The sequence below is a fragment of the Microcystis sp. M53603_WE2 genome, assembly GCF_030065435.1.
The window spans coordinates 1-10480 of record NZ_JASJFF010000312.1 but is presented as its reverse complement, the minus strand read 5'-3'; the positions used below and the strand labels follow the sequence as shown (position 1 = coordinate 10480).

Here is a 10480-nt window from a genome sequence, read left to right as displayed (position 1 = left end):
GGGATTATTCCCGACGATCAAAGAATTATTATTTCCACTAATAAAGGGGAACCATTAGTATTAGAGGAGAAGACCTCTCCCCCTGCCATGGCCTTTAGAAACATTGCCCAACGTTTACAGGGTCGCGATGTGCCGTTTCTAGATTTAATGGCCGGTCAAGAAGGTTTTCTTACCCGTCTGCGTCGTCGCTTATTTGGGCCTTAAACTCTCTCATCTCAACCCCTTAACCTACTATGAATGACCTGATCGATAAACTTCTTGCATGGCGCAGTTCGGGCAAAAGTGGCGACCAAGCTAAAAAACGCTTAAAACTTATTTTAGCCCATGATCGCACCGATCTTAGTCCCGAACTTCTCAATATGATGCGTCAAGAAATCTTAGAAGTGGTCAGTCGTTATCTTGATATCGACACCGAGGAAACCGAGTTGATCCTAGAAAGTGACCAACGGACTACAGCCCTGATTGCTAATTTTCCGATTCGTCGCATCAAACGCCGTCCTTTAACCGAGAAATTGCCATGAAAACTCAACCGATCGAGCTTTGGCTTAGTCTAGCAGTTAGTCCCTTTCTTTTATCCTACTTAGGACTACGTTCTATTAATAATTGGTTGATAGAAGTCGGGAAAGACAGCGAGGAAATCTTTCGGGGCGATCGCTTGCCCCTTCTCAATATTCCCGATCAGTTACCGGTCAACAGTGACCAATAATCCAAGAAAAAAATCCTTTTGCCCCCTGAAAAGAGGCAACAATAGTGAAATTTTTGTTAAAAATCGGAAAAAATGTGATTATTTGGCATATAATCTCATTTTTGACCAACCCTAAAGAACTAAGCTAAGACGCATCTTAACCGCCTATCCTTAGATTAGCTGAATTTCCCCCAATCCCTTTACTATTGCCTCTTGCCTCTTGCCTCGTCTCAACAAGCAATTTAAATGCTTGACAGCTTAATCCCGATCTATCAGTGATCAGTTATTGGTTTGATAGAGTTTTTCATTTCAAGGCAGTTAATCCCTATTTTCACTGATTACTGATTACTGATTACTGATTACTGTTTACTGTTTACTGATTACTGATTACTGTTTACTGTTTACTGATTACTGATTACTGAAATTATGAGCGTCCTTGTCCCCTCAACCGAAACCGAACAGGATATTTTCAGCACTTCCAACCTGTTTCTGCAGCAAAGACTGAAATTAATCGAAGATTTATGGAAAGAAGTCTTAGTCTCCGAATGTGGTCAAGAATTAGTCGATTTACTGGAATTACTGCGCCATCTCTGTTCTGAGGAAGGACAAGTGACCGATGATAGTCCGGAAGCAATGATCGCCAAAATGATCGAAGACTTGGAACTAGGGGAAGCGATCAAAGTTACCCGCGCTTTTGCCCTCTATTTCCAGTTAATAAATATAATCGAACAACACTACGAACAAAGGGATCAGCAACTACTGCGACGGACGGTGATCGGGGAAGAAAACGAAAGTCCCAAGGCTGACCCAACGCAAAAAAGCATTTTAGCCACCATTGTCGGGGCCGATTGGCTAGAAAAAACCCTGAACGGGTCCGATCACTCCACCCCAAAATCGGGACTATTTCACTGGTTATTTCCCTATCTCAAACAGGTGAACGTCCCCCCCCAGGAAATCCAGCGTCTTCTCGATCAATTAGATATTCGTCTGGTTTTTACGGCCCACCCCACGGAAATTGTCCGTCATACCATTCGCATTAAACAGCGCCGCATCTCGGGCATTCTCGAAAAACTCGACCAAGCAGAAGAAATCTTTCGCAGTATGGGGTTAACTAACTCCAGAGAAGCACAAACAGTCACCAAACAGTTAAAAGAAGAAATACGTTTCTGGTGGCGAACAGATGAACTACATCAATTTAAACCCACTGTCGTCGATGAGGTGGATTATGCCCTGCACTACTTCGATGAAGTTCTCTTCGATTCCCTACCCCAGTTAACCCTGCGTCTGCAGCAAAGTCTAGAATCCTCCTTTCCCCGTTTACGAGCGCCGAAAAATAACTTCTGTCGCTTCGGTTCTTGGGTGGGGGGGGATCGGGATGGCAATCCCTCCGTTACCCCCGAAGTCACCTGGAAAACCTGCTGTTATCAGCGCAATCTCGTTATTAAAAAATATCTCGATGCTATTCGCGACCTGACCAGTATTTTAAGTGCCTCCCTGCACTGGTGTCACGTCTTGCCGGAGTTGCTGGACTCCCTGGACAGAGATAAGCAGCAAATGCCCGAAATCTATAGCCAGTTAGCAATCCGCTACCGTCAGGAACCCTATCGCCTCAAATTGGCCTTTATTCAAAAACGTCTGGAAAATACCCGCGATCGCAATAATCGCCTCAATGACCCGGAAGAACGACAATTATTAACTAAACTCAACGAAACCAACATCTATCGCTCCGGTTCCGAGTTTTTAGCCGAATTACAGCTATTACAGCGCAGTCTCTTGCAAACTGGTCTTTCCTGTCAAGAACTCGATCGACTGATCGCCCAAGTGGAGATTTTTGGCTTTGTCCTGACTCAGTTAGATTTTCGGCAAGAATCCACCCGTCACGCCGAATGTATCGAAGAAATCGCCGCCTATCTCGGAGTTTTACCCAAACCCTACGGCCAATTAACCGAATCAGAAAAAATCGCCTGGTTAGTGGCGGAATTAAAAACCCGTCGCCCCTTAATTCCCCGGGAAATGCCCTTCTCGGAAAGAACCTGCGAAACCATTGAAACCCTGCGAGTTTTAAGAAGTCTGCAAGGGGAATTTGGTCTGGAAATCTGCCAAACCTACATTATCAGCATGACCAACGAGGCCAGCGATGTGCTAGAAGTGCTGTTATTAGCCCAAGAAGCCGGTTTATACGACCCCGCCACTAGCCGCAGTTCCCTCCGCATCGTTCCCCTCTTTGAAACCGTCGATGACCTCAAACACGCCCCCGGCATCATGCAGACTTTGTTTGAATTGCCCCTCTACCGGGCAGCCCTAGCCGGCGGTTACCACCATTTAGGGGCTTTAAACGGGGAGGAAGTGACCCTGGAACCGGCCATCCTCGAACCGGGTAATTTACAGGAGATTATGGTGGGTTACTCCGATAGTAATAAGGATTCCGGCTTTTTAAGCAGTAATTGGGAAATTCATAAGGCCCAGAAGGCTTTACAAAAAACCGCTAAACAATACGGCTTGGATCTACGTCTTTTTCATGGCCGGGGCGGTTCCGTCGGTCGGGGTGGTGGACCGGCCTACGCCGCTATCCTCGCCCAACCCCGGGGAACGATTAACGGTCGCATTAAAATCACGGAACAGGGCGAGGTTTTAGCCTCGAAATACTCCTTACCGGAATTGGCCTTGTATAACCTCGAAACGGCCGTAACGGCAGTTATACAGGCAAGTTTACTGGGCAGTGGTTTTGATGATCTCGAACCCTGGAATCGCATCATGGAGGACTTGGCCACCCGTTCACGGCAAACCTATCGCAGTTTGATTTATGAAGAACCGGACTTTTTAGACTTCTTTCTGTCCGTAACTCCCATTCCTGAAATTAGTCTTTTACAGATTAGTTCCCGACCGGCGCGCCGGAAAAGTGGTCAACAGGATTTAACTACCCTGCGGGCAATTCCCTGGGTATTTAGTTGGACCCAAACCCGGTTTCTTTTACCTGCTTGGTATGGTTTAGGGACAGCTTTACAGATGTTTCTCGATGATTCTCCTAGCAGAAATTTGGAATTGTTACGCCATTTTTATCACAAGTGGCCTTTCTTCCAGATGGTGATTTCTAAGGCAGACATGACTCTATCGAAGGTGGACTTACAGATGGCCTATCACTACGTCAGTGAACTTTCTAAACAGGAAGATCGAGAACGTTTTGAACGTCTGTTTGCAAGGATCAAAGAGGAATATAATCGCACTAGCGAGATTGTTCTCCAGATCACCGGCGAGAAACATTTATTAGATAATGATCCGAGTTTACAGCGCTCGGTGCAGTTACGCAACGGTTCGATCGTTCCCCTCGGTTTCCTACAGGTGTCTCTCCTCAAGCGTTTACGTCAATACAATAGTCAAGCTCAATCCGGTGTGATTCATTTCCGCTATTCTAAAGAGGAGTTATTAAGGGGCGCTTTAATGACGATTAATGGTATTGCCGCAGGGATGAGAAATACCGGTTGATTACAGATAATTAATGGTAGTTTTCGGGTGGTTATCTTGAAGGTAATCCACCCTATTTTTAAAATTTGTCAACTTTTTGTAGAACTTCTACTAAGTTGTTATTTTTAAAGGGAAAATCACCGTTAAAATTGGGCATTACTTCTGATTTTATCACTCAATCCCAGCTTTTGGGGGGTTCTATTGGCTAATATTAAGTAGCTGGTTATAATTAAATTAAAAATGGATTTTAGGTTCGATCCCCCCTGCCCCCCTTGATAAGGGGGGTGCCGATCCCCCCTTAGTCCCCCCTTTAATCCCCCCTTAATAAGGGGGGCATCTGATAATTTTTAACGCCTACCTACTTACTATTACTTATTGACTAAAAATGAAGATTTTACTGCTAACAGTTGACAATTGATGAGCGACCCCGAAGAGAGGCAATTAAGCTCCCTGGTGTGTCGGAAGATTAGAGATTGTGCCAAAATGGAGAAAGTGACCCAAGGATTACAGGTAAATTGTTAAAAAAAAGGATCGAGTAACCGTGACTGATACCAACCTAGATATACTATCCCTGACGGATCCAGCGATCGCAGGGATTTTGCAAAAAGAACTGCAACGTCAAAGAGATCACCTAGAATTAATCGCTAGTGAAAACTTTACCTCCGCTGCCGTCATGGCCGCCCAGGGTTCGGTTTTAACCAACAAATACGCGGAAGGACTGCCCAAAAAACGCTACTATGGCGGTTGCGAATACATTGACGAAGCGGAACAATTAGCGATCGATCGGGTTAAACGACTATTTGGGGCAAACCACGCTAACGTACAACCCCACTCCGGCGCCCAAGCTAATTTCGCCGTTTTCCTGACCCTCTTGCAGCCCGGCGATACGATTATGGGTATGGATCTCTCCCACGGGGGTCATCTTACCCACGGTTCCCCCGTTAACGTTTCCGGAAAATGGTTCCGAGTAGTACAGTATGGAGTAAGTCCCGACAGCGAACGCCTTGACTACGATCTCATCCTTGACATCGCTCGCAAGGAAAAACCCAAACTAATTATCTGCGGTTATTCTGCCTACTCGCGCCGGATTGATTTCGAGAAATTCCGCGCCATCGCTGACGCAGTGGGGGCCTACCTGATGGCAGATATTGCCCATATTGCCGGTTTAGTGGCCACTGGTCATCATCCTAATCCCCTACCCCACTGTGATGTGGTCACTACCACCACTCACAAAACCCTGCGCGGTCCTAGGGGGGGGTTAATTATGACCAAAGACGAGGAATTAGGCAAAAAATTCGATAAATCCGTCTTCCCCGGTACCCAAGGCGGACCCCTAGAACACGTGATTGCGGCGAAAGCTGTGGCTTTTGGGGAGGCCCTGAAACCGGAGTTTAAAATCTATTCGGGCCAAGTAATCGCTAATGCCCAAGCTTTAGCCGGTCAGTTGAAGGCTAGAGGGATTAAAATTGTCACTGATGGTACGGATAATCACTTGATGTTACTCGATTTAAGATCCGTGGGCATGACCGGGAAAGAGGCCGATCGCTTAGTGAGTACCATTAATATTACCGCTAATAAAAACACTGTTCCCTTCGATCCCGAGTCTCCCTTTGTTACCAGTGGTCTGCGCTTGGGTTCCCCGGCTATGACCACCAGAGGACTAGGAGAAACGGAATTTATCGAGATTGGCAACATTATCGCCGATATTCTCCTTAATCCCGGTGATGAAGCCCTGAGAACTGCTTGCCGTCAACGGGTAGGGAAACTCTGTGAAAGCTTCCCCCTCTATCCCCATCTCCATATTTCCGTCCCCGCCTTGGCCTAAAACGAGAGATAATAAAAATTCATAATTGGCGATTGCCTGTCAGTTGCCAATTGTGAATTAAATCGCCCCCCAATTCCCATGTCCGGAGATTTATACTATCTAATTGCTTTTCTGATCGCCCATACCGTGGTGCTTTGGAGTACCCCCCTCGTCAGAACCGTCGGACTGAAAAGCGGTTACGTCGATAAACCCAACGAAAGGAAGGTCCATGAAAAGCCTATGGTTCGACTGGGGGGAGTTTCGATCTTTATCGGCGCTTTAACTGCCCTCCTGATCGTTTGGTGGTTAGGAGGGTTTGCTGGTTTAAACAGCGATCGAGAATGGGAAGTGTGGGGCGTAACCCTAGGCGGCTTGGGCTTTTTTCTCATCGGTCTAGCGGATGATCTTTTTAATCTTTCGCCCCTCATTCGTCTGCTAATGCAGTTTAGCGTCGCTTTTCTAGCTTGGCAAGCTGGGGTGAGGATCGATTTCCTCTCTATTCCCTTCGGCGATTTATTACAAATTCATTGGCTAAGTTTACCGATTACTCTCCTCTGGTTAGTGGGGATGGCTAACGCGATTAACTGGATTGACGGTTTAGATGGATTAGCGGCGGGGGTTTCGGGTATATCTGCCGTGGTGATTTTGATTGTAACTTTGGTGATGGGACAACCGGCCGCCGCTATTATCGCCGCCGCTTTAGCGGGTGGGGCCTTGGGTTTTCTGCGTTACAATTTTAACCCCGCTCAAATTTTTATGGGGGATGGTGGAGCCTATTTTATGGGTTTTACCCTCGCGGGTGTGGCGGTGATTGGATTGGCGAAAACCACTGCTGTGACTACTGTTGCCGTTACCGCCGTCTTACTACCCTATCTCATCCTCGCAGTTCCTCTCCTCGATATGTCCACGGTGATTATTTCCCGTCTCAAACGCGGAAAATCCCCTTTTGTGGCTGATAAACGTCATTTACACCATCGTTTACTGAAAGCGGGTATCTCTCACCGTCTGACAGTATTATTTATCTACGCCCTAACTCTCTGGGTGGGCAGTTTAGCCCTCGGTTTCTCCAATGTTCCCAGTGGTTGGGGTTTTGCCTTTGGTGCAACTCTCCTCCTCGGTTACGTCGGTTGGCAAGTCTGGCGCAATCGTGGCAGTGAACCGTAAGCCATCTTAAACTAGAAAAAAGATTAATAATTAAGATAGCGGCAGGATAACTCTGGGAGTTTAGCAAATGTCTAACGAAACCGTAACTTATTCCCTTGAAACGGTCCTCAAGGAAATCAAAGACAGCATCAAGGAAGTCAACCACAAAGCTGATAGAATCGAGCAACGTCTGACAAAATTAGAAATCGGACAGGCAGAACTTAAAGGAGAAATTAAAGCTTTAGATGAGCGACTAAGCACAAAAATTGACGGATTGACCGCTAGAGTTGCCTATCAAGAGTTTACTAATCGAGGCATTTTGATCGCCCTTGTTGTTGCTATTTTAGGAGGAGCAGCTAAACTTTTTGGGTTTATTGGCAACCCCTAGAAGTTGCCCTTAGCATCATAAATTTTTCCTATCTTATTTTTTCAGCAAGCCCTAATTAAAGTTATCAAAAGTAGGAGTTTAGCAAATGTCTAACGAAACCGTAACTTATTCCCTTGAAACTGTCCTGACAAGGATTGAGGGAAAAATCGACTCTTTACAAAGAGATGTTAATGAGCGTCTCACTAAGCTAGAGATAGGACAATCAGAAATAAGAGGGGATATTAAAGCCCTAGATTCTAAAGTTATGGAAATAGAAAAGCGTATTGACGACCTGAATGCACGGGTTAATATTAGCACTAATGGGTTTCTTGGCATTGTCGGAATTTTGGTGACAGGAATACTAGGCATTCTGGGAAAAATCGTCTTTTTCCCTAATACCTAAAAGTTATCCCTAATGGTAATTCGTCCAGATTTGTTTACTCTACAATTTTCAAGGATACAGAGAAAAACAATCTGCAAAAATCCCTCTTTCCTTTCTCCTCTCTGCGACTGTAGCGCCTCTGCGTGAAACAAAAAATATAACAATCATGCCCTAATCACAGTAATTCTATATTGATTTTCTGTCACCACAACTTCAGTGGATAATCTTTCTTCCATTGGTAAAGCATTTTTCCTCCTATCAAAGATAAATAACCAACCAAAATCTAAACCCAAACGCCCTAAATAAGATTCTAATTGTTCAATTCCATCAGCTTGAGGATCGCGTTTTTTATCCCGCCATACTTTTAATTCAATCCCTAAAATTACATCTTTATAACTCAGACATAAATCCATTCTATCGCTACCAATTGCATATTCCCTTTCTAAAACTCCCCCACCATTCACCACACGATGTAAAAAAGCCATTAATACTATATGTGGGGCAATTTCATGGTAAGCAGCACTACTTAATAATGGTTCGACCTGTTGTCGCCAAAACTTGAGAAATGCTGTTAATAAAGCATCAATATTTAATTCACCTTTTGCCGTCAACCAACTAGGACTAATTAAAGGTAAACTGTCTTGAGTTCCTTGGAATAAAACGCGGGGAATTACTTCACGATAAATGGGATTAGAAATAACTAATCCTCCCCTTGGATCACGTCGTAATAGTCCTAAATCTATTAAATATTGGCGATCATCTGCTAGGGTATCGGGTAAGGTTTGCCCTGCTAAAATCGGTTCAATAATGTTTTTCACTCGTTTTTCTCTGAGTTTTTCCGCCAAACTATCTAAATGAGTATCCTGACGAGCAATTAATATTTCCTTAGCTTGTAAAATGTTTTCTTCGGTAATAGCAATACTTCTATCTTTTACCATTTTTTCTACAATTTCTTTAGCTAAAGCATTGACTAACGAAGGTTGTCCTTGAGTTAAATCAAACGCTGTTTCTATAGCTTCTGGTGTGAAAATTTGTCCAGTTGCTGCTGTATGTTGTTGATATAATTCTCCCACTTCTGCAAGATTAAAATTTCGCATAGTCAGAGAAGCAACTTTGATATTAAAAGGACTAGATGTATTTAATCTATCACTACCACCAGATGCTACTTTATAATCTCTCACATCTCGTAAACCAATTAATCCTACTGAGGTCGGGAAATTTTCTGGACGTTTAGGAAAACCATCTCTTAACTGTCGTAAAATAGAAATTAATGTTTGGTCTTGTAAAGAATCAATTTCATCTATAAATAATACTAAAGGTCGATTTATAGCTTTTGCCCAACCTCTTAAAAAAGCCTTAATTCTATTTCCTGGTTCTTCCTGCTGCCATTGTTTAACAGGTGGTTGTAATTCGGTCGGTAAACTATCTTGAATTGTATTATACCAAGTTCCTAAAATTGCTAATTCTGCGGCAGTAGGATCATGATTAAATGGACTTCCTACTTCCACTGATACCATGACTGCGGCATAATTTCCTCTATCGGTAAGTTGTTGTGCTAGAGCTAACATTGCGGTGGTTTTCCCTGTTTGTCGTGGTGCGTGAAGGACAAAATAACTACGTTGTTGAATTAGCTCCTCTAAATCTGGTAATCGTACTGTGGGAGATAGCATATAGTGGATATCGTCTTTACAGGGACCGGCAATATTAAACCAGCGAGTCATAGAATTTTGGCAGTGGGTGAACTCTTTAAGTTTACACTATCTATAATTATGTTGGTATCAAGCAAGATTTTCACAGGTTATGTTTCTCCTTTAAATATTCCCATTTAGCTTGATCTGGATCAAAATCAGGAGGTGCAGGTTGGGTTTTCTCAAACCAGTTTTGCAAAACCTTGATTTTAGTTGGTCTTTTTGGTGTTTCTGGTGCTGGTTCAGTGGTTGGGGTTGTGGTATGATCAAGGGTATCTGTGGCTGCCCAAACTACAATTTCCACGTTTCTGGGGGGTAAATTCAGGGGTTGGGTAATCAGCAAGTTACCAGATTGATCAATTTTTCCTTTGAGTTTGTATGCTTGCATGATGTTTTTTTAGGACTTACGCAAGACGTGGCTGAACGCCTTATTCTTGCGTAGGGGTAATTCATGAATTACCCCTACTTTCGGTCTTTTTTGCGTAAGTCCTGTTTTTATGATAATCTATTTTTAGATGATATCATATTGATAAAAATTCACTCTCTAAATTTGGGTTTAAATTATGATAACTACACTCATTGAACGGGAAGCAGAACCAATTTTAATTAGTGACCTAACCTGGAGAGAATTTAAAGCTGTTGAACAGCTAATTGAGCGCCCAGGGTTAAGGTTATCTTTTTTAGATGGAGTTTTGGAGATTAGAAAAATGCCAGGGAAAAAACAGGAAACTATCAAAAAACGTATTGCTTCTTTAGTAGAAATTTATTTAGAATTTTTGGAATTAGATTTTACTCCTACTGGTTCTGTCACCTTAGAAAATGAATTTGAAAAGGTTAAAAGAGAAGGTGATAAATCCTATGAGTTGGGAGCAAATAGAAAACATCCTGATTTAGTGATTGAGGTGGTTGTTAGTAGTGGAGGAATTAATAAACTGGAAGCATACAAACG

Annotated in this window: 10 protein-coding genes and 1 pseudogene; 9 read left to right on the top strand and 2 right to left on the bottom strand. The window is 43.5% G+C overall.

Going from position 1 to position 10480, the window contains the following annotated elements; all coding sequences use genetic code 11:
* The 8 genes and pseudogenes from PX481_RS06800 to PX481_RS06765 all read left to right on the top strand — a co-directional run.
* Positions 1-204, top strand: a pseudogene (locus PX481_RS06800) (septum site-determining protein MinD); the annotation flags it as partial.
* 29 nt (positions 205-233) lie between these two features.
* On the top strand, positions 234-521 hold the full coding sequence (minE, locus tag PX481_RS06795) for a cell division topological specificity factor MinE (RefSeq protein ID WP_288094085.1): 288 nt from the start codon (positions 234-236) through the stop codon (positions 519-521).
* The gene (locus PX481_RS06790; protein ID WP_002761679.1) at positions 518-706 is read left to right on the top strand and encodes a hypothetical protein; all 189 of its coding nucleotides are present in this window, start codon (positions 518-520) and stop codon (positions 704-706) included. Before minE ends, PX481_RS06790 begins: the two co-directional genes overlap by 4 nt.
* A gap of 405 nt (positions 707-1111) precedes the next feature.
* Positions 1112-4168, top strand: a complete 3057-nt coding sequence (gene ppc / locus PX481_RS06785) for a phosphoenolpyruvate carboxylase (RefSeq protein WP_288094083.1) — start codon at positions 1112-1114, stop codon at positions 4166-4168.
* Positions 4169-4688: 520 nt separating this feature from the next.
* Entirely contained in the window at positions 4689-5972 is a 1284-nt protein-coding gene (glyA, locus tag PX481_RS06780; protein ID WP_002761683.1) for a serine hydroxymethyltransferase, read from the top strand.
* 78 nt (positions 5973-6050) lie between these two features.
* The gene (locus tag PX481_RS06775) at positions 6051-7115 is read left to right on the top strand and encodes a glycosyltransferase family 4 protein (RefSeq protein WP_288094081.1); all 1065 of its coding nucleotides are present in this window, start codon (positions 6051-6053) and stop codon (positions 7113-7115) included.
* A 67-nt stretch (positions 7116-7182) separates the two neighbouring features.
* On the top strand, positions 7183-7482 hold the full coding sequence (locus tag PX481_RS06770; protein WP_002761685.1) for a hypothetical protein: 300 nt from the start codon (positions 7183-7185) through the stop codon (positions 7480-7482).
* A gap of 85 nt (positions 7483-7567) precedes the next feature.
* A complete protein-coding gene (locus PX481_RS06765; RefSeq protein ID WP_002761686.1) occupies positions 7568-7864 on the top strand; it encodes a DUF4164 family protein in 297 nt (98 codons plus the stop codon).
* Between the two features lie 143 nt (positions 7865-8007).
* Here the strand turns inward: PX481_RS06765 and PX481_RS06760 are convergent, their stop codons facing one another.
* Both PX481_RS06760 and PX481_RS06755 read right to left on the bottom strand, forming a co-directional pair.
* The gene (locus PX481_RS06760) at positions 8008-9564 is read right to left on the bottom strand and encodes an AAA-like domain-containing protein (protein ID WP_288094079.1); all 1557 of its coding nucleotides are present in this window, start codon (positions 9562-9564) and stop codon (positions 8008-8010) included.
* Positions 9565-9634: 70 nt separating this feature from the next.
* Positions 9635-9919 carry a hypothetical protein gene (locus PX481_RS06755; protein WP_002761688.1) on the bottom strand — a complete coding sequence of 95 codons (285 nt, stop codon included), beginning with the start codon at positions 9917-9919 and terminating at the stop codon, positions 9635-9637.
* A gap of 175 nt (positions 9920-10094) precedes the next feature.
* Between PX481_RS06755 and PX481_RS06750 the strand changes: the two genes are divergently transcribed.
* Positions 10095-10480 (top strand): PDDEXK family nuclease (locus tag PX481_RS06750; RefSeq protein WP_288094078.1); only part of this gene is annotated, 386 nt, incomplete at its 3' end.

What these genes read in the sequence shown, in the direction of transcription:
- minE (WP_288094085.1), top strand. Translation starts at nt 234, where the DNA reads ATGAATGACCTGATCGATAAACTTCTTGCATGGCGCAGTTCGGGCAAA.
- PX481_RS06790 (WP_002761679.1), top strand. Translation starts at nt 518, where the DNA reads ATGAAAACTCAACCGATCGAGCTTTGGCTTAGTCTAGCAGTTAGTCCC.
- ppc (WP_288094083.1), top strand. Translation starts at nt 1,112, where the DNA reads ATGAGCGTCCTTGTCCCCTCAACCGAAACCGAACAGGATATTTTCAGC.
- PX481_RS06775 (WP_288094081.1), top strand. Translation starts at nt 6,051, where the DNA reads ATGTCCGGAGATTTATACTATCTAATTGCTTTTCTGATCGCCCATACC.
- PX481_RS06770 (WP_002761685.1), top strand. Translation starts at nt 7,183, where the DNA reads ATGTCTAACGAAACCGTAACTTATTCCCTTGAAACGGTCCTCAAGGAA.
- PX481_RS06765 (WP_002761686.1), top strand. Translation starts at nt 7,568, where the DNA reads ATGTCTAACGAAACCGTAACTTATTCCCTTGAAACTGTCCTGACAAGG.
- PX481_RS06760 (WP_288094079.1), bottom strand. Translation starts at nt 9,564, where the DNA reads ATGACTCGCTGGTTTAATATTGCCGGTCCCTGTAAAGACGATATCCAC.
- PX481_RS06755 (WP_002761688.1), bottom strand. Translation starts at nt 9,919, where the DNA reads ATGCAAGCATACAAACTCAAAGGAAAAATTGATCAATCTGGTAACTTG.